General features: G+C 69.6%; 25 protein-coding genes. 5 read left to right on the top strand and 20 right to left on the bottom strand.

The features are described 5' to 3' along the window. Positions 1-117 precede the first annotated feature (117 nt). Both KOI47_RS33580 and KOI47_RS33575 read right to left on the bottom strand, forming a co-directional pair. The gene (locus KOI47_RS33580) at positions 118-981 is read right to left on the bottom strand and encodes a 3-hydroxybutyryl-CoA dehydrogenase (protein ID WP_216211366.1); all 864 of its coding nucleotides are present in this window, start codon (positions 979-981) and stop codon (positions 118-120) included. Between the two features lie 91 nt (positions 982-1,072). Continuing rightward, a complete protein-coding gene (locus tag KOI47_RS33575) occupies positions 1,073-1,255 on the bottom strand; it encodes a DUF3073 domain-containing protein (RefSeq protein ID WP_141999320.1) in 183 nt (60 codons plus the stop codon). A 228-nt stretch (positions 1,256-1,483) separates the two neighbouring features. On the opposite strand from KOI47_RS33575, the gene KOI47_RS33570 reads away from it, so the two are divergent. Further along, complete coding sequence (locus KOI47_RS33570; RefSeq protein ID WP_216211363.1) at positions 1,484-2,392, top strand: hypothetical protein; 909 nt, start codon at positions 1,484-1,486, stop codon at positions 2,390-2,392. Between the two features lie 30 nt (positions 2,393-2,422). On the opposite strand, the gene KOI47_RS33565 is transcribed toward KOI47_RS33570, so the two are convergent. The 3 genes from KOI47_RS33565 to ygfZ form a co-directional block, all read right to left on the bottom strand. Then, positions 2,423-3,379, bottom strand: coding sequence for an asparaginase (locus tag KOI47_RS33565; RefSeq protein ID WP_216211359.1), 957 nt, complete (start codon positions 3,377-3,379; stop codon positions 2,423-2,425). Then, entirely contained in the window at positions 3,380-3,955 is a 576-nt protein-coding gene (locus KOI47_RS33560) for an RsiG family protein (protein WP_216211356.1), read from the bottom strand. 66 nt (positions 3,956-4,021) lie between these two features. Beyond that, positions 4,022-5,149, bottom strand: coding sequence for a CAF17-like 4Fe-4S cluster assembly/insertion protein YgfZ (ygfZ, locus tag KOI47_RS33555; protein ID WP_216211352.1), 1,128 nt, complete (start codon positions 5,147-5,149; stop codon positions 4,022-4,024). A gap of 31 nt (positions 5,150-5,180) precedes the next feature. Here ygfZ and KOI47_RS33550 point away from each other — a divergent pair, with 31 nt between their 5' ends. Further along, complete coding sequence (locus tag KOI47_RS33550; RefSeq protein WP_216211349.1) at positions 5,181-6,029, top strand: aminodeoxychorismate lyase; 849 nt, start codon at positions 5,181-5,183, stop codon at positions 6,027-6,029. A gap of 126 nt (positions 6,030-6,155) precedes the next feature. Here KOI47_RS33550 and KOI47_RS33545 read toward each other — a convergent pair whose 3' ends face one another. The 6 genes from KOI47_RS33545 to KOI47_RS33520 form a co-directional block, all read right to left on the bottom strand. Next, complete coding sequence (locus KOI47_RS33545) at positions 6,156-6,773, bottom strand: FABP family protein (RefSeq protein WP_216211344.1); 618 nt, start codon at positions 6,771-6,773, stop codon at positions 6,156-6,158. A gap of 242 nt (positions 6,774-7,015) precedes the next feature. Beyond that, entirely contained in the window at positions 7,016-7,324 is a 309-nt protein-coding gene (locus KOI47_RS33540) for a DUF1416 domain-containing protein (RefSeq protein WP_216211342.1), read from the bottom strand. Continuing rightward, positions 7,324-8,160: a sulfurtransferase gene (locus KOI47_RS33535; RefSeq protein WP_216211339.1), complete on the bottom strand. Its 837-nt coding sequence runs from the start codon at positions 8,158-8,160 to the stop codon at positions 7,324-7,326. The genes KOI47_RS33540 and KOI47_RS33535 overlap by 1 nt, the downstream gene beginning before the upstream one ends. A 40-nt stretch (positions 8,161-8,200) precedes the next feature. Further along, entirely contained in the window at positions 8,201-8,638 is a 438-nt protein-coding gene (locus tag KOI47_RS33530; protein WP_216211336.1) for a DUF4395 domain-containing protein, read from the bottom strand. 273 nt (positions 8,639-8,911) lie between these two features. Then, positions 8,912-9,331, bottom strand: a complete 420-nt coding sequence (locus KOI47_RS33525; protein ID WP_216211332.1) for a TlpA family protein disulfide reductase — start codon at positions 9,329-9,331, stop codon at positions 8,912-8,914. A gap of 7 nt (positions 9,332-9,338) precedes the next feature. Continuing rightward, a complete protein-coding gene (locus KOI47_RS33520) occupies positions 9,339-10,238 on the bottom strand; it encodes an LmeA family phospholipid-binding protein (protein ID WP_216217735.1) in 900 nt (299 codons plus the stop codon). 207 nt (positions 10,239-10,445) lie between these two features. On the opposite strand from KOI47_RS33520, the gene KOI47_RS33515 reads away from it, so the two are divergent. Together KOI47_RS33515 and mshD are read left to right on the top strand one after the other, a co-directional pair. Then, complete coding sequence (locus tag KOI47_RS33515; protein ID WP_216211329.1) at positions 10,446-11,192, top strand: winged helix-turn-helix transcriptional regulator; 747 nt, start codon at positions 10,446-10,448, stop codon at positions 11,190-11,192. Positions 11,193-11,344: 152 nt separating this feature from the next. Continuing rightward, a complete protein-coding gene (mshD, locus tag KOI47_RS33510) occupies positions 11,345-12,247 on the top strand; it encodes a mycothiol synthase (protein ID WP_216211326.1) in 903 nt (300 codons plus the stop codon). A gap of 21 nt (positions 12,248-12,268) precedes the next feature. Here mshD and pstB read toward each other — a convergent pair whose 3' ends face one another. The 9 genes from pstB to dusB form a co-directional block, all read right to left on the bottom strand. Next, positions 12,269-13,048, bottom strand: coding sequence for a phosphate ABC transporter ATP-binding protein PstB (gene pstB / locus KOI47_RS33505; protein ID WP_216211324.1), 780 nt, complete (start codon positions 13,046-13,048; stop codon positions 12,269-12,271). Positions 13,049-13,075: 27 nt separating this feature from the next. Next, positions 13,076-14,161 carry a phosphate ABC transporter permease PstA gene (gene pstA, locus KOI47_RS33500; RefSeq protein ID WP_216211322.1) on the bottom strand — a complete coding sequence of 362 codons (1,086 nt, stop codon included), beginning with the start codon at positions 14,159-14,161 and terminating at the stop codon, positions 13,076-13,078. Then, positions 14,161-15,111, bottom strand: coding sequence for a phosphate ABC transporter permease subunit PstC (pstC, locus tag KOI47_RS33495; RefSeq protein ID WP_216211320.1), 951 nt, complete (start codon positions 15,109-15,111; stop codon positions 14,161-14,163). The genes pstA and pstC overlap by 1 nt, the downstream gene beginning before the upstream one ends. 99 nt (positions 15,112-15,210) lie before the next feature. Beyond that, a complete protein-coding gene (pstS, locus tag KOI47_RS33490; protein ID WP_216211317.1) occupies positions 15,211-16,320 on the bottom strand; it encodes a phosphate ABC transporter substrate-binding protein PstS in 1,110 nt (369 codons plus the stop codon). A 254-nt stretch (positions 16,321-16,574) separates the two neighbouring features. Next, positions 16,575-17,240, bottom strand: coding sequence for a phosphate signaling complex protein PhoU (gene phoU / locus KOI47_RS33485; protein ID WP_216211314.1), 666 nt, complete (start codon positions 17,238-17,240; stop codon positions 16,575-16,577). Positions 17,241-17,331: 91 nt separating this feature from the next. Beyond that, positions 17,332-19,656, bottom strand: coding sequence for an LCP family protein (locus KOI47_RS33480; RefSeq protein WP_232376428.1), 2,325 nt, complete (start codon positions 19,654-19,656; stop codon positions 17,332-17,334). Positions 19,657-19,834: 178 nt separating this feature from the next. Then, positions 19,835-20,644 carry a GGDEF domain-containing protein gene (locus KOI47_RS33475; protein WP_232376427.1) on the bottom strand — a complete coding sequence of 270 codons (810 nt, stop codon included), beginning with the start codon at positions 20,642-20,644 and terminating at the stop codon, positions 19,835-19,837. A gap of 112 nt (positions 20,645-20,756) precedes the next feature. Continuing rightward, entirely contained in the window at positions 20,757-21,188 is a 432-nt protein-coding gene (locus KOI47_RS33470) for a hypothetical protein (protein ID WP_216211312.1), read from the bottom strand. Between the two features lie 4 nt (positions 21,189-21,192). After that, positions 21,193-22,350 carry a tRNA dihydrouridine synthase DusB gene (gene dusB, locus KOI47_RS33465; RefSeq protein WP_232376426.1) on the bottom strand — a complete coding sequence of 386 codons (1,158 nt, stop codon included), beginning with the start codon at positions 22,348-22,350 and terminating at the stop codon, positions 21,193-21,195. A gap of 126 nt (positions 22,351-22,476) precedes the next feature. On the opposite strand from dusB, the gene KOI47_RS33460 reads away from it, so the two are divergent. Further along, positions 22,477-23,004, top strand: a complete 528-nt coding sequence (locus tag KOI47_RS33460; protein ID WP_216211309.1) for an excisionase family DNA-binding protein — start codon at positions 22,477-22,479, stop codon at positions 23,002-23,004. Positions 23,005-23,035: the final 31 nt, after the last annotated feature.

Raw genomic sequence — 23,035 nt, 5'->3', positions numbered from 1 at the left:
CCTGGCAGTTGATTCGGGTGGGTACCCGATCATGGAAGCCGCCAGCGGACCGCGGCGGAAAGCGCCAGAGGTTGACGAGTCGCGGCGGAAGAACCACCGAAAGTTGCGGCGGTGCCCCTACTTCTCGTAGCTGTAGAAGCCGCGCCCTGTCTTCTTGCCGAGCAGCCCGGCGTCCACCATGCGCAGCAGCAGCGGGGGCGAGGAGTACAGCGGCTCCTTGAACTCCGCGTACATCGAGTCCGCGATCGCCTTGATGGTGTCCAGCCCGATTAGGTCGGACAGCCGCAGCGGGCCCATCGGGTGCGCGGTCCCCAGCTCCATGCCGCGGTCGATGTCCTCGGCCGATGCGAATCCCGACTCGATCATCCGGATCGCCGAGAGCAGGTAGGGCACCAGCAGCGAGTTCACGATGAAGCCCGCCCGGTCCTGCGAGCGGATCACGGTCTTGCCCAGCGCCTCGGTGACGTGGGCGTCCGCCCGGCCGCTGGTCTCCTCGCTGGTCAGCAGGGAGGGCACCAGCTCGACCAGCGGCAGTACCGGCACCGGGTTGAAGAAGTGGATGCCGACCACCTGCTGCGGCCGTTCGGTCGCCATGCCCAGCTTCATGATCGGGATGGAGGAGGTGTTCGACGCGAAGATCGCGTCCTCCCGCCGCACCACCTTGTCCACCGAGCGGAACACCTCGACCTTGGCCTGCTCCTGCTCCAGCACGGCCTCGATGACCAGATCCCGGTCCGCGAAGGACTCCAGGTCGGTGCTGAAGGTGAGCTTGGCCAGTGCCGCCTCGGCGTCCTCGCCTGCCAGCTTCCCGTTGCGCACGGCCCGCTGCAGCGACTTCTCGATCCGCGCCCTGCCAGCGTCCAGCGCCGGCTGGTTGACCTCGGTGACCGTGACGTCCAGCCCGGCCCTGGCGTGCACCTCGGCGATGCCCGAGCCCATCAGGCCCGCCCCGATCACGCCTACTCGCTGGATGTCCGGCATCACCGCTCCTCAGGGAATCTCGGGTACGCGCGTGACTCGAGGGTGGGTCCCAGTGGCGAGCTGGTTCCCACCCTCGAGCGCGATGCGTACGTCAACGACGGTCGTCGTACCCGTCGTCGTATGGGTCCTCGTAACGCTGCTCGTCCTTGTACTCGTCCTCGGACGAGTTACTGGACAGCTCCCGCTGCAGCGCTTCGAAGTCCGTGTTGGGAGTGCTGTACTTGAGCTCCCGGGCCACCTTCGTCTGCTTGGCCTTGGCTCGGCCGCGCCCCATGGCTCGACCCCCTCGCACAGGGGCGGGGCGGCCGGGGGAATCGGCGGCCCCGCGTCGTCTCGACAACTAATTCCTGAACACACCGTACCGTGTCGATGGGGGATGACGCGACGCGGCACGGTGTGCGAGACGCGACAGGCTTTCGCGCTGCCACACGCACTATCGGGCTTTCCAGGACTCGGTACGGCCGGTGCTTGCCCTCCGGCGGCGACGTGCCACGATGCCCCTGTGCTCCGTCCGTTCGTGGCCTACCTCCGGGTGTACGAGCCGTTGTCGGCGTTCGGTGAACCGCCGGAGGAACAGCTCGTCAAGGCCGTCAAAGAAGCCCGCCTGACCAGGGCGAGCGCGGGCGAGCGTGAGCAGTTGATGTGGCTTAGATCACAAACTGCGGCGCCAATACGGCTGCTGCCCGCGGAGCTCGCCGATGGCAGTGCCGCCCCCAGCGCGCTGACCGATGTGCTGGTGCTGGACACCGAGGATGTCCCGCCGGACACCGAGGGCGAGGAAGTCGGGCCGGGGCCGCTGGTGTGCCCGCTGGAGCTTCGCGCCCGTTCCGCCGCCGCGCTGGTGAGCTTCCTCGGCGACGCTCATCCTGCGCTGCGCGAAGCCGTGCTCGCCACGGCGGGAACCACGGCCGAGTCGGTGCGGGCCCGCACCACCGCTGCGCTCGGCGAGCTCGGCGGTTCCGCCATGCATGTGCTGTCCACCACCTGGACGGTGCCGCTGCCCTGGTTCTCGCTGATCGAGCCGGAGCGCAAGCGGCTGGTGCTCGGCTCGGGACGGTACGACCCGGAACGCGAGCTGTCCTGGCGGGCCTCGATGGGGGACGCCCGTCGCCGGGTCGCCGAGGCCAGTGAGCTGGTGCACAACACCATCGGTGATTCGGGGCCGAGCCGGATCCTGTCCGAGACCGCGCGCTGGCTGGACAACTTCCACCCGAACTCCGCGGTGGAGCTCGACTACGGCGGGCTGGTGCAGCTGATCGCCGACCCGATCCTGGACTCGGACAGCTCGGCCGAGGAGGTACACCGCATCCTGGACGCGCTGCGTGCGGGCAATGTGGAACAACTCGCCGAGCTGTTCCAGGACCTGCGGGACTACTGGAGCGAGCTGGCCGCGCGGGAACGCTTCAACTAGCGCCACCCAGCCGTTGCCCCCCGCTTGCCATCAGCTGAGGCGGAGGGCTCCGGCGCGCACCCGCAGCTCGCCGACCCGGCGCCCGCCGCCACGCACCTCGCCCGCGGCGAGGCCGTCCAGCACCGAGCGGGCCGCCGGACTGTCCGGCAGCGCGCCCAGTTCGCGCAGCGCCGCCACCAGCAGCGGGTCCCTGGCCCGCGCGGCGCCGTCGTCGATCTTGAGCGCCACCGCGGTACCGTCCGGCAGCGCCATGGCATGCACCCCCTCGGCCCCGCCCTTGGCGAGCAACCCGGGCACGGCGAGCATCAGCAGGGTGTCGTCCCTGCCGGTCCCGGCCACCAGCCACGGATGCGCCCGCATCGCGTCGGCGACCCGGCGCTGGTCGCCCTCGGTGGTGACCAGCCCTTGGTAGGCGCGGGCCAGCCCGGTCAGCGAGAAGGCGAACAGTGGCGCACCGCAGCCGTCCACCCCGGTCGCCGCGATGGGCTCCCCGGTGGCCTCGGCGATGGTCTCCGCGATGGTCCGCTGCAGCTTGTGCTCGGGATGCTCGTAGTCAGCGGTCGGCCTGCCGGTCTGCACGCAGGTGGCCAGCATCGCGGCATGCTTGCCGGAGCAGTTCATCGCGGCACGCCTGCTGGCCTGGAAGGCGCGGCAGGGATCGTGCAGCGGCTGGTCCGGCGGGCAGGCCAGCGCCTGCTCATCGAGGCCGTGCCGCTCCAGCAGCGCCAGTGCCCTGCGCACATGCTCCGGCTCGCCGTTGTGCGAGGCGCAGCCGAGCGCGAGGTCGGCCTCGTCCAGCTCCAGCCCGGCCCGCAGCATGCCAAGCCCCTGCAGCGGTTTGTTCGCCGAACGTGGATACACCGGGCTGCGCACATCGCCCAGCTCGAGCAGCGGTGTGCCGCCAGGGCCGAGGATCACCAGCGCGCCGTGGTGCACGCTCTCCACGAACCCTGATCGGACAACCTCCACCAGAACGGGATTGTCCATCTAGGCGGTGGTCCCTTCCTCGTGCCCGCGCTCGCGGCTGATCAGCTCGTCCACCGATGCGGTGCCCTGTGCATACCGGCCCGCGATCTCCGCGTTGATGGTGTCCACCACGGTCTGCACCTCGCGGCGCCGGGTGGACACCGAAACCTCCTGCTCCCGGTAGGTCGCCAGCGCATCGTCCAGTTTTCCGTCGGAAAGCGCGCCGACGTCGGAAAGGTCCGCGTCACCGACCAGCGCCTCGGCATGCCGCCGGTGCTCACCCGCGCGGGACGGCTCCAGCGGCTGGTGACGCCCCGAGCCGGTCGCGGGCCCGAGCGCGTTCGCGGCGAGGATCGCCGCCAGCTGGTCCACCACGCTGTCCGCCCCGCCGCTACTGCGGCGTTGCTGCTCGGCCCGGACGATGTCGATGCGGGCATGCAGCAGCCGCCGCAAGTAGGAAAGGTCGGTCTCCTCCTGCGCGGCCTCGTTCCGGCGTTCCCGCAGCGTCCCCAACGGGAGGCTGCCGAGATCACGCACGTAGTCGGCGGCGAGGACCCGGTCGATCCGACGACGCCCACCTGGCCGGACTTCGATCACGCCGCCATCCTGCTCTACATCCCGCGAGCGCGCCAGGGGCCGGAGGTCGCGTGCTCCCCACACCACTCACCCGCGCAGGCCCTTCACCGCTTCGCGGCCAGGAGCTTCACCCTCCTCGGGGACGGAGTCCGGGTCGATGGCCGCCTGCGCCACCCGGTCCTCGGCACCGGCAAGGAGCTCGGCGTCCACCGGAGTGGACCGCTTCACCAGCGCCAGCGCGATCGGCCCCAGCTCGTGGTGCTGCAGCACGCTGCCCACCCGGCCGATCTCCTTCTCCCCGCGCAGCACCGGGTCCCCGGTCTCCGGGGTGACCTCCGGCGAGCCGTCCAAGTGCAGCAGCACCATATGCCGCGGCGGCCTGCCCACGTTGTGCACCTTGGCCACCGTCTCCTGCCCGCGGTAGCAACCCTTGGCCACGTGCGCGGCCGAGCCGATCCAGCCGACCTCGTGCGGGATCGTGCGCTCATCGGTGTCCACCCCGAACCGTGGCCGCAGCGACTCCACCCGCAATGCGTCGAAGGCCCAGCTGCCCGCAGGCCGGGCGCCCGCCTCGGTGATCCGGCGCCACCATCCGGTCAGCTCGGCCCGGGGTACCAGCAGGTCCACCGCCTCCGGCCCGGGCCACGGCATCCGCCTGGCCAGGCCGCCGGGCAGCGGGGCAACCGCGTAGGGCGCGGCTTCCAGCTCGATGCCCAGCGCGGCGAGCACGGCAGGCACCTCCGGCCCGAGCAGGCTGAGCACCGCCAGGTCCTCGCCGCGGTCCTGGATGTCCACCTTCGACCAGAACTTCATCGCCTCGAGGTACTCGGGCAGGCTCTGCTTCCCGCCCTTCGGCAGCGCGCTGGTGGCCTGCGCGCCGGGGTAGGAGTCCAGGTACACGGTGCCGTCCAGGTGCGCCAGCACCATATGGGTGTCGATCCGGCCGTAGCTGTCCAGCACCAGCGCCTCGGTACCCGCACCCTCCGGCAGCCCGGTGACATGCTGCGAGATCACCAGGTGCAGCCAGGACAGCCGCTCCTCGCCGGATACCGCCAGCACCTCCCGGTGCGAGCGGTCCACCACCACCGCGGCGCGGGCGGCGGTGCGTTGCTCGGCGAACGGGTCCCCCCAGTGCCACGGCACACCGGCCTCCGGATGACCCTCTGGGGCGGCGACCGCGCCGGGCAGGTCCTGCAGCGGGGAGTTCACAATCATGCCTCCGATCGTAGGTGAGTACCGTGAGGGCATGCGCGTGCTTGCCTTCCTGGACGGGACCCTCGCCGACCCCGACGCCGCCCATATCCGGGTGGATGATCTCGGCCTGCTGCGCGGGGACGGCATCTTCGAGACCGTGCTGGTCGCGGACGGCGAACCGCGCGAACTCGGGCCGCATCTGGACCGGCTTGCCCGCTCGGCCTCGATGCTGGACCTACCGGAACCGGACGGCGCGGCCTGGGAACGGCTGACCCAGCTGGTGATCGACAACTGGCCGGGCTCAGGGGACATGGCGCTGAAGCTGGTCTACACCAGGGGCAGGGAGGGCGACCCGGAGGCCGAGCCGACCGGATTCGCGCTCGGCATGGAGATCGACGCCAAGGTGATCAAGGCAAGGGCGGAGGGCATCGCGGCGGTCACCCTGGAGCGGGGCATCGAGCCCGGGCTGGCCGAGCGGGCGCCCTGGCTGCTGCTGGGCGCGAAGTCGCTGTCCTACGGCATCAACATGGCCGCCGTGCGCGAGGCCGCCCGCCGGGGCGCGGCGGACGTGGTGTTCACCACGGGCGACGGCTCGGTGCTGGAGGGGCCGACCTCGACGGTGCTGCTCGCCAGGGGCCGCACGCTGTACACCCCGCCGCCGAGCATCGGCATCCTGCCGGGGACCACCCAGGCCGCGGTGTTCCGCGGGGCCGAGCTGGCAGGCTGGACCACCAAGATCGAGCCGCTGCGGGTGGCGGACCTGCCGACCGCGGACGGGGTGTTCCTCGCCTCCTCGGTGCGCAAGCTGACCAGGGTGCACACCCTGGACGGGGTCGCCCTGCCGGATTCCACCGAGCTGCACGCGGAGCTGGCCGAGGCCTACGAGGCCGTCTACCGCTAGCCCGCCCCCGACGAACCCCGCCCTGCAGTGCGGTGAACGTGGCTTTCCGGACGTTCAACGTCGCGAACGGCACGATTGAGACGTCTGACGTCGCGAACGCCACGTTCAGGGTGTTTTCGGGAGGGGTTAGCCGACCACGCGGCGCAGGTAGGCCGAGACATGCGGCTGCATCGGCTGGCCGACCATCGCGCGCTCCTCGACGTAGCCGAGGTCCCCGTTGTTCACCAGGCCGTACAGCCGCTGCGCGCCGGTCACCTCCTTGGCGCTGACCGAGCGCACCACCGCGTCCGTGCCCAGCTCCCAGGAGCTCTGGCCGCGCGGCTTGCCGTAGAACAGCTCGATGATGCCGGTGTTGTGCGCGAGCAGCAGTTCGATGCTGTCGTCGTCCTGCGGCCGCCACCAGCCGGTCTCCCGCGCGCCGGGGCGGATGACGTTGCCATCGGAGTCCAGCAGCCAGGACCGGGCCTCGTGGAGCAGGAACGGCCTGCCGTCATGCGAGATCGTCAGCTGCTGGGCGAACCGGACCGGACCGTCGATGGTCGGGTAGTTGATCTCACCCTCGCCGCGCCAGACGCCGACCAACGGGAGCAGCGCAAGGCAGGCGTCGTTCAGGTTGGGGCCCTCCCGCAGGTTCGCCGTGTCGCCGGGGATCGGCAGGTCCTCCAGCTGCGGGATGTTGCGGCCCGCGGTCTGCTTCGCGCGCTCCGCGGCCGCCTCGATCGCCTCGTTGCCATCGGTCGACATACTCAGTGCTCTTCCGGCTCAGCGGTGGTCCGAGTACAGCCGGTAGACGACGTAACCGCCGAACCAGGTCGTCCCGATGATGGCCAGGATCAACAGGGTCGTAAACACAATCTCCACGCCCCGGAGGATAGCCCCCCGGCCATGGCCCGGCCCGGCGCAGGGTGAACCCGGTGAGCACGGTCACCGCACGCGAAGGACCCGGGCGCATCCGGATGCACCCGGGTCCTTTCCACGATCCTCGCTCAGGCGGCTACCGGGATCTCCACCTGATGCAGACCTGCGCCGTCGGCGGTCACCGAGGCCTCGCCGTTGCCGGAGGCGTGCAGCGCACGCACGGTCCAGGTGCCGGGCGCGGCGTAGAACCGGAAGTCGCCCTCCGGGGAGGCCTGCACCTCGCCCGCGAAGTCGCCGTCCGCGTTCAGCAGCCGCACGTAGGCGCCGCCGAGCGGGCCCGCCGCACCGGTCACCTTGCCCGCGACGACCACCTGGCCGCCGGTGTCCACATCCGAAGAGGTCGCCGTCTGCACCGGCGCGCCGCAACCGTCGCTCATCACTTGGCTCCAATCTCGATCGGCACGCCGACCAGCGAGCCGTATTCCGTCCACGAACCGTCGTAGTTCTTCACGTCCGTCAGGCCGAGCAGCTCGTGCAGGGCGAACCAGGTGTGGCTGGAGCGCTCGCCGATCCGGCAGTAGGCGATGGTCGCCTTGCCGGTGTCCAGCCCGGCCTCGTCGTACAGCTCCTTCAGCTCCTCGGCGGTCTTGAAGGTGCCGTCCTCGTTCGCCGTCTTCGCCCACGGCACGTTCACCGCGCTCGGGATGTGCCCGGCGCGCTGCGCGGACTCCTGCGGGAGGTGCGCGGGGGCGAGCAGCTTGCCGCTGAACTCGTCCGGGGAGCGCACGTCCACCAGGTTCTTGGTGTTGATCGCGTCGACCACCTCGTCGCGGAAGGCGCGGATCGAGTTGTCCGGAGCCTTGGCGACGTAGTTCGTCGGCTCGCGCTTGACCTCGTCGGTGGTCAGCTCACGGCCGTCCAGTTCCCACTTCTTCCGGCCGCCGTCCAGCAACTGCACCTTGTCGTGCCCGTACAGCTTGAAGTACCAGTACGCGTACGCGGCGAACCAGTTGTTGTTGCCGCCGTAGAGGATCACCCGGTCGTCATTGCCAATGCCCTTCTCGGACAGCAGCTTGGCGAAGCCGTCGGAGTCCACGAAGTCACGGCGCACCGGGTCCTGCAGGTCGTTCTTCCAGTCGATCTTCACCGCGCCGCGGATGTGGCCACCGTCGTACGCGGTGGTGTCCTCGTCGACCTCGGCGAACACCACGCCGGGGGTGTCCAGATTCTCCTCTGCCCACTGGGTAGTGACCAGGACGTCTTCACGGCTCATTGAGCGGCACTCACTTTCTTCATGGGTGGGTTGACACTGATCAGGACGGTTGGGCTCCCGCCCGCGGCAGGAACCTGCGGATCAGCAGGTACATCTCGCAGCCGAGGCAGAAGTTGAACGCGGCATTGAGGAACGCGGCAAACAGCGCGAAGGCGGTGGCCACCAGGCCGAGCCAGGTCAGCCCGGCCGCGTAGCCGATCGTGCCGACCAGCGCGAAGACGAACCCGACCGCCTGGGCGAACCGCAGCGGGGCGGCGTCCTCGCGTTCGGTGGTCGGCCGCAACCGGGGCGCGACGAGGGTGCGGTACAGCACCGAGTACGGCGCCGGTTTCAACCCGATGAACGCCCCGATCGCGAACACCACCGTCTGCGCCGCGAGCAGCGGCCACCAGCTGGTGAGCAGCACGACGACGAGCACCACCGAGGTCAGTACGGCCGCGAAGCGCGGGCCGCGGGGGTCGACGGCTGGTCCGGACATGTCAGCTCCTTGGCTCGGCAAGGGAGGACGCGGAGGGGACGCGAGTGCGGGAACCGGCGGTCGAGCGGCGGATGCGGGTCGCTGCTACCGGCCGTTCCGCTGCGGTCGACACAGGCTGCTGCGCACGCGGCACAGATCCACCGCGCGGCGCTGCGTGAGCAGATTGAGAGGCAGCCGTTCCACGAGCCTCAGGGTACCGATACTCCCTCAGAGTGGGAACCATGCTCACGCACTGAGACGGTTCCCATATCCCGGGAGCACTGCGCGGGCTGGTCAGGAGGGGAGGTGCGGGCGGAGCGCGGTGAGCAGGTCGGCGGACTTGGGGACGCCGTGCACCCGCATCAGCTCCCGGCCGCCGGGGTCCAGCGCGAGGGTGGTGGGTGTGCGCAGCACGCCGAGTCGCTGGGCCACCTCGGGACGCTGGGTGATGTCCAGGTCCACATGCCGCAACCCCTCGGTGCGCTCGGCCAGGGTGGACAGCACCGCCCTGGCATGCCGGCAGGGGGCGCAGAAGGTGGTGGACAGCTGGACGAGGGTCACCGGGTTGTCCCGGTCCAGTGCCTCGGCGACCGGGACGGGCAGCTCCCGCTCCGGCCGCCTGGCCGTGCTCACCCTGCCGTTGCGGGCGCGCAGCGCGACCCCGGCGGCCAGCCCGAGTACCAGGGTGCCGAGCACCACCCACAACCCGATCATGACCGTGTCACCCCTGGGAAACACCGGCGAACGTCACGTCCTTGGCCTCGCCCTTCACCACCAGCGCGCCCGACTCGACCTTGATCGCGGTCGGGGTCACCGTGAACGGCAGGCCGCCGGTGCTGATGTCCGCCTCGAAGTTCGGCAACAATGCCTCCTGGACGTCCTGGGGAACAACGGTGGTCTCCTTGTCATTCCCGAACTGCAGGCGTTCCGGCGTGATCCGCACTGTGCTGCCGTCCAGCTGGATCATGGCGAAGGCGAAGATCTCCAGCCGCTCGCCCGCGATCTGCACCTCGCCGGACAGCCGGATCCCGGCCGAGGACTCGTCCTCGGCCGCGTCGGTCTCCCCGCTTTCGTCCTTTTTGGTGCCGTCGGCGTCGGTGCCGGCGTCGTCGCCGTGCTGCACGTACTCCGTCGTGGACGGCTCGATCTGCAGATTCTCGATCTTGCTCAGCGGGTCCACCCTGGCGATATCGCTCTCCTTCAGCCGCACCTGTCCTTCCAGCGTGCCGATCTTGATCTTGTCGACATCGCCGTTCAGCAGGTCGGACAGCGGGGCGTCCACATCCCGGAGGTCGGCGTTGATCTCCACATCGCGCAGCGTGTCCTGCACAGGGATGCCGGTGGCGTGCACTGAAATGTGGCCATAGTCACCGGAGAGCGCCTGCACGCTGAACGGGAACCCGTGCACGGTCACCGCGGGGTCGTCGCTGAGCTGGAGCTGCTCCCGTGCCTTCTGCGAGATCGTGTGCTCGGCGGCCGCGGCGAGCGCGAAATCCGCGCCGACCAGCAGGCCGAGCAGCACGACCAGCACGATGATGATCTTCCTGGTCCGCCGCCCCCCGCGCCGGCCCGCCGGAGTGGGTCCAGGCCGGTTGGGCTGGGTCACGGTGCTGCTCACAATTGCGTCCGTTCTTTCACCTGGTTGGCCCTTGTGCCCCCGCCACCCTGCCCGAGCTGGTGTGATGCGGATGTCATGGGGACGACATGTGCACGTTCACCGGCTATTCTTACTCAGCACCGACCGAAGCCGTGCCCGAGGCAACGAAGCAGGCGGGAGCGGGGCCCTCCGGTGAGGGCTGGCGACGATTCTGACGAGGCGGTGTGGCGAATGAGCCTTGACCTGCTGGTATTGACTGGGGAACAAGACGCCACCTCGGTGCTTCCCGCGCTCGACCTGCTGCCGCATACGGTACGCGTGCGTGCGCCGGAGGTCACCGCGTTGCTGGACGCGGGACACCGGGACCTGATCCTGCTGGATGCCCGGAGCGATCTCGCCTCCGCGAAAAGCCTGTGCAGGCTGCTCAAGGGATCAGGGGACGACGAGGTACTCACCCCGGTGATCGCGGTGATCGGCGAGGGCGGCCTGGTCGCGGTGAGCTCGGAATGGCGTACCGACGACATCCTGCTGCCGACCGCGGGCCCGGCCGAGGTGGACGCCCGGCTGCGGCTGGCCACCACCAGGGATGGCGCGGCAGGCCAGGTGGAAGCCGAACTGCGGGTCGGCGACCTGGTGATCGACGAGGCCACCTACACGGCGCGGCTGCGCAAGCGGACCCTCGAGCTGACCTACAAGGAGTTCGAGCTGCTGAAGTACCTCGCGCAGCACGCTGGCCGGGTGTTCACCAGGGCCCAGCTGCTGCAGGAGGTCTGGGGCTACGACTTCTTCGGCGGCACCCGCACCGTGGACGTGCACGTCCGGCGGCTGCGCGCCAAGCTCGGCCCCGAGCACGAGCAGATGATCGGCACCGTGCGCAATGTCGGGTACAAGTTCGAGCGCCCGGCCAAGGGCGCCGCGAAGACCCCAGGTCCGGCCGTGCCCGAGCGGGTCGAGGCGAGGGAGTTCTCGGTCACCTGATCCCGGTGTGTTTGCCGCCCACGCGCACGCGTTTGCCGTCCACATCCGTGCGTTGGCCGTCCACATACGGAGGCGCTACGCGCCGCTAGCCTTGGCCCGCCCGTCTCCCACCACCGCCAAACGGAGGCGCTACGCGCCGCTAGCCTTGTTCTATGGACACAGCGTGGGTCGAGGAGCTGGACGCCGGTAACGCCGAGTCGGTACGCGGGCTGCTGCTGGCCGCCCGCGACGCCGACGGCAGGCCGGAACTGCCCGAGCAGGGCCTGCCGGGTGAGTTTCGCGGCGGCAGCTATCTACTGGCCACCGTCGACGGCGAGCTGGCGGGCTGCGCCCACCTGGACACCACGGGGGACGCCTTCGGCAGGCAGGTCGCCGAGCTGATCGTGCACCCGCGGCGGCGCCGCGCCGGCATCGGCACCGCCATGCTGCGGGCACTGGTGGACCGCGCAGGGGACCGGCTGCGGGTGTGGGCGCACGGGGACCACCCCGGCGCGGCCCGGCTGGCCGAACGGGCCGGCTTGACCAGGGCGCGCGAACTGTTGGTGCTGCGGGTGGCCGATGCGCCAGCAGCCGACTGGCCGGAGCCGAGCCCGCCGCCCGGAGTGCGACTGCGCCCCTTCGTGCCGGGCCAGGACGAGCAGGCCCTGGTCGAGGTGAACGCCCGTGCCTTCGACTGGCACCCCGAGCAGGGCCGGATGAGCGTCGCCGACCTGCGCGCGACCGAGGAACAGGACTGGTTCGACCCGGCCGGGTTCTTCCTCGCCGAGGACACCGGCGGCAAGCTACTCGGCTTCCACTGGACGAAGATCCACCCGGCCAACCCGAACCGGTTCGACGGGCGACCGGTGGGAGAGGTGTACGTGGTGGGCGTCGACCCTGGCGCGCAGGGCGGCGGGCTGGGCAAGGCGCTGACCCTGGCCGGGCTGCGCTACCTGCGGGCGCGCGGGCTCGGCCAGGTCATCCTCTACGTCGAGGGGGACAACGCCCCCGCGGTCGCGGTGTACCGCGGGCTCGGGTTCACCGAGTACGAGGTGGACGTCCAGTACGAGCGGTGAACCCGAAGGATCGCGGATCGGTCAGCCGAACCGGCCGGAGATGTAGTCCTCGGTGGCCTTGTTGCTCGGTGCGGAGAAGATCTTCGTCGTCTCGTCGATCTCCACCAGCTCGCCGGGCTGGCCGACGCCACGCAGGTTGAAGAAGCCGGTGGTGGTGCTGACCCGCGCCGCCTGCTGCATGTTGTGCGTGACGATCACGATCGTGTACTCCGACCGCAGCTCGGTCATCAGGTCCTCGATGGCCTGGGTGGAGATCGGGTCAAGGGCCGAGCACGGCTCGTCCATCAGCAGCACCTCCGGCTGCACCGCCACCGCCCGCGCGATGCACAGCCGCTGTTGCTGCCCGCCGGACATGCTGGAGCCCGGTTTGTCCAGCCGGTCCTTGACCTCGGTCCAGAGGTTCGCCGCCCGCAGCGAGCGTTCCACCAGGTCGTCCAGGTCCTTCTTCTTGATCCGCTGGTTGTTCAGCCGCAGCCCGGCCGCCACGTTCTCGTAGATGGACATGGTCGGGAACGGGTTCGGCCGCTGGAAGACCATGCCGACCTGCCTGCGCACCCCGACCGGGTCGACGGTGGGGCCGTAGAGGTCCTCACCGTCCATCATGATCTGACCCTCGACGCGGGCGTTCGGGACCAGCTCGTGCATCCGGTTGATCGAGCGCAGGAAGGTCGACTTGCCGCAGCCGGACGGCCCGATCAGCGCGGTGATGGACCGGGGCTGGATCGTCATCGACACGCCCTGCACGGCGAGGAACGAACCGTAGTAGATGTCGAGATCCTTGACCTCGATGCGCTTGGCCACTGTACTTCCTATCCGGTATTTCCGCGCTCAGCCGCGGGTCTTGGGTGCGAACAGTCGGGAGATGACACGTGCCACGAGGTTCAGCGCCATCACGATGATGATCAGGGTCAGCGCCGCGGCCCAGGCCCGTTCGAGTGAAGGTTCCGGTGGGACGCCGGGGCTGACGTACTCGTAGTACGAGAACACCGACAGCGTGGCCATCCTGCCGTCGAACGGGTTGAGGTTGACGCTGGAGGTGATCCCGACGGTGAGCAGCAGCGGCGCCGTCTCCCCGATCACCCGTGCGATGGCAAGGGTGACCCCGGTGGCGATCCCGGCCAGCGCGGTCGGCAGCACCACCTTCACGATCATCCGCCACTTCGGCACCGCCAGTGCGTAGGCGGCCTCCCGCAGCTCGTTCGGGACCAGCTTGAGCATCTCCTCCGTGGACCGGACCACCACAGGGATCATCAGCACGCTCAACGCGATCGCACCCATGATTCCCATCCGGACCCCTGGTCCGAAGAACAGCGCGAACAGCGAGACGGCGAACAGGCCGGCCACGATCGAGGGGATACCGGTCATCACGTCCACGAAGAAGGTGATCGCCTTGGCCAGCTTGCCGCGGCCGTACTCCACCAGGTAGATCGCGCACAGCATGCCGATCGGCACCGAGATCACGGCGGCCAGTGCGGTGACGATCAGGGTGCCCATCAGGGCGTGGTAGATCCCGCCGCCCTCGCCGACGACACCGCGCATCGAGTAGGAGAAGAACTCCGCGTCGAACCGGGCGAAGCCCTCGCTCACCACGGTCACCACGACCGAGATCAGCGGCAGCAGGGCGAGCAGGAAGGCCGAGTAGACCACGGCGGTCACCAGCCGGTCCTTACCTTTGCGGGAACCCTCCACGCTGGCCGACCAGACGTAGATCACCACCGCGTAGAGCACCGCGACCAGCACGGCGGCCAGGCCGATGCTCATCCCGGCCAGGTTGAGCAGCAGGCCCGCGACGGCGGCCAGCACCAGCGTGGCCTGCGGGGCGTACTTGGGGATCGTGCCGTGGCTGAGCGGGATGCCGCCGACCGGAGTGTCCAGGTCGGGTCCCTGGTTCTGGGAGGTGGTCGGGGTGCTCATCAGTTGGCTCCTGAGAACTCACGACGCCGGTTGATCACCGCGCGGGCGGCCATGTTCACCAGCAGGGTGACCACGAACAGCACCAGGCCCGCGGCGATCAGCGTGTTCACGTCGATGCCGGTGGACTCGGGGAACTCCAGTGCGATGTTGGCCGCGATGGTCGAGGGGTTGCCGGTGCTGATCAGGTTGAAGGTGATCCCGCCGGACACCGAGAGCACGATCGCCACCGCCATCGTCTCGCCGAGCGCGCGGCCCAGCCCCAGCATGGAGGCGCCGATGATGCTGGAGCGGCCGAACGGCAGCACCGCCATCTTGATCATTTCCCAGCGGGTTGCGCCAAGCGCCAGCGATGCCTCCTCGTGCAGCCGCGGGGTCTGCAGGAAGGCCTCGCGGATCACGGCCGTGATGATCGGCAGGATCATCACGGTGAGCACCAGGATCGCGACCAGCATGGTGCGCCCGGTGGTCGAGGACGGCCCGGCGAACAGCGGGATGAAGCCGAGGTTCTCGGCCAGCCAGTCCGTGGCGGGCACCGTGGCCGGCGCCAGCACGGTGGCGCCCCACAGGCCGTAGATGATGCTGGGCACCGCGGCGAGCAGGTCGACGAGGTAACCGAGCCCCTGCGCCAGCCTGCGCGGGGCGTAGTGCGTGATGAACAGGGCGACGGCCACCGCAAGCGGAGCGGCGAGCAGCAGGGCGAACAGTGCCGAGAGCAGCGTTCCGAACAGCAACGGCCAGATGTACACCACGAGCCCGCCGTCGCCAGGGATCTCGTCGGTGGGCGCGACCAGCGCGGGCCACGCCTCGACCAGCAGGAAGGTGGCGACCCCCGCGAGCACGACGAGGATCAGTACACCCGCTCCGGTGGACAGCCCGGAGAAGACCCGATCCCCCGGCCGTTGCCGCGCGCGGCCGCGGGTCGGACTAGCTGTGCTGGGGGGCACGTTCATTCCCTTTCTCGTGCATCCGGCGAACCGGCCCGGTTCGCGCCGCTGGGTGGCCGCCAGGACCGGCGGCCACCCAGAGGTCGGTTGGTATTCGTAATGTGATCAGCCAGCCGAGATGGCGTCGATCGCGGGCTGCACCTGGGAGCGCAGGTTGTCCGAGATCGGCGCCGAGCCCGCGGCCTCGGCCGAGGCCTGCTGGCCCTCCTCGCTGACGATGTGCGCGAACAGCGCCTTCACCAGCTCGGCCTTGTTCGCGTCCTCGTAGGTGGAGCAGGCGATGCTGTAGGAGACCAGCACGATCGGGTAGGTGCCCGACTCGGTGGTGTCCCTGGCCAGGTCGTAGGCGAAGCTGTACTCGCCGCGGCCCTCCGCCCGCTCGGAGACGTCCAGCACCTTGGCCGCGGCCTCCGGGGAGTAGGCGACGAACTCGCCGCCGACGCCGACCTTCACCGTGCTCAGGTCGTTTGCCTGGCTGGCGTCCGCGTAGCCGATGGTGCCGTTGCCTGCGCCAACGGCCTGCACCACACCCGAGGTGCCCTGGGCGGCCTCACCGCCGGGGACCGGCCAGTCACCACTGACCTCGTGCGGCCAGTCCTGCGGCGCGGCGGCCTTCAGGTAGTCGACGAAGTTCTCCGTGGTGCCCGACTCGTCCGAGCGGTTCACCGGGGTGATCGGGGTGCTCGGCAGCTCCACCCCCGGGTTGTCGGCTGCGATGGCCTGGTCGTCCCAGCTGGTGATCTGCTGGTTGAAGATCTTGGCGATGGTGGCAGGCTTCAGGTTCAGCTCGTCCACGCCGTCCAGCTTGAAGATGATCGCGATCGGCGACACGTAGGTCGGGATCTCGACCAGCTGACCGCAGCGGTTCTGCGCCTTGGCCAGCTCCTCCTCGTCGAGGTAGGCGTCGGTGCCACCGAAGTCACTGGCGCCGTTCACGAACTGCTCGCGGCCACCACCGGAGCCGATCGGGTCGTAGTTCACGGTGGCGTCCGGGTTGTTCTCGTAGAAGCTCGCCGTCCATGCCTGCATCGCGGCTTCCTGCGAGCTGGCGCCCGCGCCCGAGATCGTGCCGGAGACGCCCGAACCCGAGCCGCCGTTCTCCCCGGTCTCCCCGCCTTCGTTCGACTCGTTGGCGGCGCCGCAGGCCGCAAGCCCGAGCGTGAGCGCGGCTGCCGCAGGCAGCGCGACGATACGGCCCAGGGTGGTACGCTTCACAATTAACCTCTTTCGGAGTACCTCAGTGAAAGCCTGTCGGCGTGAGCGGTAGCTCTGTGTGCTCACGAGCCAGGACGCTAAGAGGGCGACGTGACACGGCAGGGCAATACGAGTGAATGAAAAGTGAACGGAGCCGGGCAATAGAACGTCATCACGGCTACGTCACGGAGACGTAACCAGTCATCCGGGTATTTTTCGCGCACAGTAGCTCGCCCGGTACTCCGGGTGAGCTGGGCGTGATTTCGGTGGGTAATTTACACGTCGTCATCCGAGCCGTAGCCCGGCATCTTTCCGGTGACGACGAACACCATCCGGCGGGCGACCGAGACCGCGTGGTCGGCATACCGCTCGTAGAACCGGCCGAGCAGGGTGACGTCCACCGCGGCGGCGACCCCGTGCGGCCAGTCCTTGTCCATGATCACGGCGAACAGGTTGCGGTGGATCTCGTCCACGGCGTCGTCCTCGTTCTCCAGACTGCGGGCCGCGTCCACATCCCTGGTCTTGATCACCTGCTCCGCCTGGCGGGCCAGTCGCACCGCGACCTTGCCCATCTTGGCGAAGTCGTCCCGGACCTGTTCGGGGAGCACGGCATCGGGGTGCCGCCGCCGGGCCGCCTTCGCGACGTGCAGGGCGAGATCCCCCATCCGCTCCAGGCTTTCCGCCGCGTGGATCGCCGCGAGCACGGTCCGCAGGTCGGTGGCCACGGGTGCCTGCAGTGCCAGCAGTGCGTAAGCCTGTTCCTCGCAGTCCGCCCGCGCGTCGTCTACCTTGGCGTCATCGCTGATCACCTGCTCGGCCAGACCGAGGTCGGTATCCAGCAGTGCCTGAGTCGCCCGCTCCATGGCGTCCGCGACCTGTCCGGACATCACGGCCAGGTTCTGGGCCAGTTGTTCGAGTTCGACGTGGTAAGCCTCGCGCATGGCGCCACCATACGGCGAACGCGGCACCGGCGGCGCATATCCGGATGAACCCGACATGAACCCGGTCTTACGGATCCGCGGACGGTGCCCGTTACTCCGAAGGCAGGGCCTGCTCAGAGGGTTCCTGCGAGTTGCCGTCCTCGCCGGGTAGCGGAGTGTTGTCGATCAGCGCGCGGAACAGTTCCGAGCTCTGCTCTTCCAGCAGCACCTCGTTGCCCCGGTCATTGGCTTCGCCGACGGTCGGGATGGTCAGGAACTGCACCTTGCTGGCCTGTAGCCCCTGCATGGACTGCGCCAGGGTGAGCATCTGGTCGATCCCGATGTTCTCGCCGAAGGTGGCGGAGGCGAAGGCATTCACGAAACCGGTGAGCTTTCCGACGTCGAACAGCACGTCCCTGGACAGGGTGGCACGCAGCAGCGAGGAGAGGAACTGCTGCTGTCGCTTGATCCTGCCGTAGTCGGAGAATGTCGGGTCGCCGTAGACCTTGCGCGCCCGCACATAGTTCAGCGCCTGGTCACCGGAGATCACCACGTCCCCCTTCTCCGCGATGATCAGGCCGAGTTCCTGGTCCTTGACCGGGCCGTCGGTGTGGATCTTCACCCCGCCGACCGCGTCCACCATGTGCTTGAAGCCGTTGAAGTCGATGCCGACGAAGTGGTTGACCTTCATCCCGGACAGCTGCTGGATCACCTTCGTCACGCAGCGTGGCCCGCCTGCCCGGAAGGCGGAGTTCAGCTTGACCTGCGCCGCCCCGCGCACCACCTCGCCGTACTGCCCGGTCTCCGGGTTCCACCGCTCGCAGTCGGGCCGGGAGATCTCCAGGTCCCGCGGGAAGGACACGACCACGGCCTGCTTCCGGTCGGCCGGGATGTGGGCCAGCATCACCGTGTCCGAGCGGGCCCCTGGGATGGCGGTCGCGTTGCCGACGTTGTCCTCGACCTCCGCGCCTTCCCTGGTGTCCGAACCGACGATCAGGAAGTTCTCGTCCCCGGTCTGGCCTGCCGCGTTGCGGATGTCCTTCGAACCCTCGTCCAGCGCGGCGATCTCGTTGAACTTGCCGTTGAACCAGGTCTTGGTGCCCCAGCCGACACCGGTGGCCAGGAACACCAGCCCGGCCACCACGGCGGCGGTGATCCGGGCGGTCAGCAGGGAACGGTGGTTGCGCCGTGATTTCTTCTCCTGCAGCCGGGTCCGCGGTGCCTGCTGCTCCGGGTCGGACTCCGGTTCCGGGGCGGGCTCGGCCGTCTCGGCGGCCGCTGTGGCGTCCTCCGCCTCCTCCTTGTCCTCTGGGCCGGGTCGCTTGTGCTCGCCGGTCAGCACCACCCGCTGCAGTCTCGTCCTGGTCTGTTCCAGCAACTGCGCCGGTCGCGCGAGCAGCCGCTCCCGCCGCTGCTTGCGTTCCTGCTCCTCTGCCGCGAGCTCGTCGTGTGCGGCGGAGAAGCGGGCCAGCGTCTCGTCGATCTGCCTGCGGTGCATGGTCGCCTCACCGACCGGCTCGAGCTGGTCGGTGAGCTCGATCGGCTCCAGCGGCGGTGCCGCCGGTTGCCGCGGTGGCCTGCGCCGGGGCGGCGGTGGGGCCGCGCCGGTGACCCTGGTCTGCTCGGCCGGTTCGGGACGGGCCTGCCGCTGTTCCCGTTCACCCTGCGGTGATGGCGGAACCTGCGGCTTCGGGCGCGGTGCGGACGGCTGCTGCGGTGCCGCGGGGCGGGCCTGCCGCTGGTCCCGCTCGCCGTGCTGCGGAGCCTGCGGCGGGGGTACCGGGCGCGGGCCGGTGTTCGGCTGCTGCGGACGCCGCCTGCGTGGCTGCTCCGGTGCTGCGGGTTCCGCTGCCCGGTTGCCCTGCGGCGGCCGCCCCGGCCGCGCCTGCGGTGGTTGCGCCCGCGGGGGCGCCTTCCGTGCCGGAGGCGGCGGTTGTTGTGCTGCCGGTGGCGGCTGCGCAGGCTGCTGGGGGGCCTGCTTCGGGGGCTGCTGGGGGTTCGCGGGCGGCCGTTCGGGCTGCGCTGGTGGTTGCGCCTGCGGCTGCCTCGGCTGCCGGGGCGGTCGTGCGGCGGCCGGTTCCCTGAGCTGGGTCGGGGGTTCTTCCCTGCCCGCGGGTCTTTCCTCCCTGCGGGTGCCTGCCGGCCTGCGCGGCCGCGGCGGCCGGGCTGCCTCCGGCTGGGCCGGGCGCGGCTGCCGGGGCTGCTGCGGCGGTTGCGCCTGTTGGGGTGCCTGCGGCTCGGACGGCTCGGGGTCCGGGCGGGCATGCCTGCCGGTGCTCCTGGCCACGACGTCGGAAACGCTGATTCCGCCATAGGTGTCCATCGAGCGGCGCCGTTTGCCCCCGGTGGACTGTTCCCGGTTCGACCTGCTGAGCCGGGCACGCGCCGAGGTGTCGGCCTGGGGGTCGGTACCGGAATGGCCGTACTCGTCTGGCACCGAACCTCCCTTCGCGCTCCTGGCTGAGCCCGGCGTCACCCGGTTTGATTGCTCCTGACGTGTGATCCCTAGATTCTCTGATCGGCAGCACTGCGGCGTTCGTTATCGTACGGATACCCGCCGTTCGTGACGACACCATCCTGTGACATTTTTACGCAGCGTTGTCCAGACCACCGTGTCAGCCACGATCCAGCGATACAAACCGGTCACTGCTGTGGGATCGGGTGAGATTCCCCTTACAGAGAGTGCGCACGAGGTGGATCTCGCCGCGTTCCCGGTAGGCGACGAGGTTCCGGCCCGCACGTTTCGCCGCGTAGAGCAGGGCGTCGGCCTCGGCGAGCTGATCCTGCGGATCCTGCGGATGACCGCGCCGCGCGGGCTCGCGCTCCCGCGCCGGCGCGACCCCGACGCTGATGGTGACGGTAAGCCCCGCGGACAGCTGACCCCACCGGTGCTCGGCGACCCTGGCACGGGCGCGTTCGGCCAGCGCCACCGCCGCGCCGGTACGGACGCCGGGCAGCACCAGTACGAACTCCTCGCCGCCGTAGCGTGCGCAGCACGAGCCCGCAGGCAGCCCCTGCTGCACCAGCGCGACCACCCGGCGCAGCACCTGGTCGCCGATCCGGTGCCCGAAGGAGTCGTTCACCTTCTTGAACAGGTCGAGGTCGACCATGGCCAGCGCCGCCCCGCCCGGCTCGGCCCGCAACTCGGTCAGCCTGCGGTCGAGGTAGCGGCGGTTGTAGGTGGCGGTGAGCGCGTCGGTCAGGCTCTCCTCGCGGGCCCGGGCGTGCGCCTGGCGCAGCCGCTCGACCTCGGGCAGGCGGTGGCTTGCCGGGGCGTCCTGCCGGCGGCCGCGGGCGAGCTCGAGCGCGGAGCGAAGATGTTCGTAGGCGCGCTGCCACCGGCCTTGCGCGGCATACATCTCGGCGATCGACTGATGTACGGCGAGCAGGTCGGAATGCTCCGGGCCCTCGCCATCCCCTGGCACCGTGCTCACCTCCGCCGTATTGCTGTCCCTTCGTCCGGATCGGAGGTGTGCTTGAGGCGCTGGCAGGGGAAGAAGGTGAAAATCGCTCAAGTGGACGAAGAGTGATGGGTGGCTACCCTTCGGAAGGGCAGGGGGCGAAGCCGTACACCTGGTCGTCCACGATGGCCACCCGTTCGGACCCGATCCGCTCGGCAAGCGGTGTGCCCGCACGGCGCAGGGTCAGCGAGACCGCGAGGACGTACACCTGACCGCGTGGCGGCTCGGCGTCCTCCGGCGCCCATTCGGGGGCGGGTCGCAGGGTGGACAGTGCCGGGTAGGCGTGCATGGTCAGCCCGTTCAGTTCGCACCCCTGACCGGCGAAGTCCGGGTGCTGTGTCCGGCGCAGGAACTCCAGCTGGGCTTGGTCGCCCTTGGCCGCGGCGGCGTTGAAGGCGTCGAAGTAGCGGTCGACTCGCTGCTCCGGCGTGGGCGGCTCGCTGGAGGCCGGGGAGCACCCGGTGACCGCGCCCAGCATCGCGGCCCCGAGTACCGCTGTCCTTCGCACGGCTTCAGCCGCCGGAGTGCATCAGGTCCGCGCCGGCAGGGACGCAGGGATCATCCGGATCGTCCAGCCAGCCGTGCGGCAGGGTGACCTTGCCAGGCGAGCCCTGCCTGCCCCGTGGGCCCTCGGCCTCCTCGGGGAAGGGCGCGTCGTGGTCCAGCTGCGCGATGAGGCCGTCCAGCTCGGCGAGGCTGGACACCATGGAGAACCCGCGGCGCAGGTCGGAGCCGACCGGGAAGCCACGCAGGTACCAGGCCATGTGCTTGCGCAGGTCGCGCATGGCCTTGTCCGGGCCGTCGTGCTCGATCAGCAGCTCGGCATGCCTGCGCAGCACGCCCGCGACCGTGCCGAGGTCGGGGCCCTGCGGGATCGGCCTGCCCGCGAAGGCGGCCTCCAGCTCGCCGAACAGCCACGGCCTGCCAAGGCAGCCCCTGCCGACGACCACCCCGTCGCAGCCGGTTTCGGCCATCATCCGCAGCGCGTCGCCCGCGGCGAAGATATCGCCGTTGCCGAGTACCGGGATGCTCCGGACGGCGTCCTTCAGCCTGGCGATATGCGACCAGTCGGCCTGCCCGGAGTAGCGCTGCGCGGCGGTGCGGGCGTGCAGCGAGACGGCGGCGGCGCCCTCCGCCTCGGCGATCCGGCCCGCGTCCAGGTAGGTGTGGTGGTCCTCGTCGATCCCGACCCGGAACTTCACCGTGACCGGGACGCCTGCGGGCTCGGCCGCCTCCACCGTGGCGGCGATGATCTCGCCGAACAGCCTCCGCTTGTACGGCAGCGCGGCCCCACCGCCCTTGCGGGTGACCTTCGCCACCGGGCAGCCGTAGTTCTGGTCGATGTGGTCGGCGAGCCCTTCGCCGATGATGATCTTGATGGCTTCCCGCATGGTTTTCGGGTCGACGCCGTAAAGCTGCATGGAGCGGGGGTATTCGCCCTGGTCGAAGCTCATCATGTGCCAGGTGCCGGGATGTCGTTCGACCACGGCGCGGGCGGTGATCATCTCGCAGACGTAGAGCCCGGCGCCGTACTCGCGGCAGAGCCTGCGGAAGGCGATGTTGGTGATCCCGGCCATCGGGGCGAGCACCACCGGCGGGTCGACCTGGTAGGGGCCGATCCGAAGCGCGGGCCTGGTCGTGGTCATCGGGGTCGCCGTCACGCACTCCATTGTCCCTGACGGCGGGCAGCGGCGGGGTGCCCACCGGTCGCTACGGACACGCGTCCGGGCATACGCTGGCGGAGCATAAACGAACGAATCGAAAGACGTTACGTTTTATTCAGTTGAGGAGGTGCTATGAGCGCAGCGACCAAACAGGAGACCTACCTGCCAGGTGAAGACGAGGCACAGGTAGTGCAGGTGCATGACTTCCTCAAGGCCCATGAAGACATGGGTCGTGGGCGGCCGGAGTCCCGTTATTTCCTGAGTGGGGGTACTCCGAACGATCGGGTCGAGCTGCCCGCGGAGCTGTACCGGGTATTGCGGCAGGTGGCTGAGGCGCTACAGGCCGGGCTCGCGGTATCCATAGCACCGGTGACGAAAACGCTGACCACCCAACAGGCTGCCGACCTGCTCGGGGTCAGCAGGCCAACGGTGATCAGGCTGCTCGACGAGAAAGAGATTCCATTCGAGAAGGTCGGCAACCGTCGACGCATCCTCCTCAGGGATCTCCTCGACTATCGGAAGAAGCGCCGCGCCGCGCAGTACGCTGCGCTGGAAGCGACTGCCGTCGATGATGATGAAGACATCGACTCCGCCCTGAACCGGTTGCGTATCGCACGCCGTGGGGTCGCGAAGCGTCGCCGTGGTAACTCGATGGAGTAAGAAGCAGTCCTGACAAGATGCGCGGGTGTTC

Source organism: Amycolatopsis aidingensis (assembly GCF_018885265.1).
In the GTDB taxonomy this organism is placed as follows: domain Bacteria; phylum Actinomycetota; class Actinomycetes; order Mycobacteriales; family Pseudonocardiaceae; genus Amycolatopsis; species Amycolatopsis aidingensis.
The sequence above is the reverse complement of the archived record's forward strand: the minus strand, read 5'-3'. Positions and strand labels throughout refer to the sequence as shown.

Coding starts and splice junctions, on each gene's coding strand:
- KOI47_RS33580 (WP_216211366.1), bottom strand. CDS start 981: ATGCCGGACATCCAGCGAGTAGGCGTGATCGGGGCGGGCCTGATGGGC.
- KOI47_RS33575 (WP_141999320.1), bottom strand. CDS start 1,255: ATGGGGCGCGGCCGAGCCAAGGCCAAGCAGACGAAGGTGGCCCGGGAG.
- KOI47_RS33565 (WP_216211359.1), bottom strand. CDS start 3,379: ATGGACAATCCCGTTCTGGTGGAGGTTGTCCGATCAGGGTTCGTGGAG.
- ygfZ (WP_216211352.1), bottom strand. CDS start 5,149: ATGATTGTGAACTCCCCGCTGCAGGACCTGCCCGGCGCGGTCGCCGCC.
- KOI47_RS33550 (WP_216211349.1), top strand. CDS start 5,181: ATGCGCGTGCTTGCCTTCCTGGACGGGACCCTCGCCGACCCCGACGCC.
- KOI47_RS33545 (WP_216211344.1), bottom strand. CDS start 6,773: ATGTCGACCGATGGCAACGAGGCGATCGAGGCGGCCGCGGAGCGCGCG.
- KOI47_RS33540 (WP_216211342.1), bottom strand. CDS start 7,324: ATGAGCGACGGTTGCGGCGCGCCGGTGCAGACGGCGACCTCTTCGGAT.
- KOI47_RS33535 (WP_216211339.1), bottom strand. CDS start 8,160: ATGAGCCGTGAAGACGTCCTGGTCACTACCCAGTGGGCAGAGGAGAAT.
- KOI47_RS33530 (WP_216211336.1), bottom strand. CDS start 8,638: ATGTCCGGACCAGCCGTCGACCCCCGCGGCCCGCGCTTCGCGGCCGTA.
- KOI47_RS33525 (WP_216211332.1), bottom strand. CDS start 9,331: ATGATCGGGTTGTGGGTGGTGCTCGGCACCCTGGTACTCGGGCTGGCC.
- KOI47_RS33515 (WP_216211329.1), top strand. CDS start 10,446: ATGAGCCTTGACCTGCTGGTATTGACTGGGGAACAAGACGCCACCTCG.
- mshD (WP_216211326.1), top strand. CDS start 11,345: ATGGACACAGCGTGGGTCGAGGAGCTGGACGCCGGTAACGCCGAGTCG.
- pstA (WP_216211322.1), bottom strand. CDS start 14,161: ATGAGCACCCCGACCACCTCCCAGAACCAGGGACCCGACCTGGACACT.
- pstC (WP_216211320.1), bottom strand. CDS start 15,111: ATGAACGTGCCCCCCAGCACAGCTAGTCCGACCCGCGGCCGCGCGCGG.
- phoU (WP_216211314.1), bottom strand. CDS start 17,240: ATGCGCGAGGCTTACCACGTCGAACTCGAACAACTGGCCCAGAACCTG.
- dusB (WP_232376426.1), bottom strand. CDS start 22,350: ATGGAGTGCGTGACGGCGACCCCGATGACCACGACCAGGCCCGCGCTT.
- KOI47_RS33460 (WP_216211309.1), top strand. CDS start 22,477: ATGAGCGCAGCGACCAAACAGGAGACCTACCTGCCAGGTGAAGACGAG.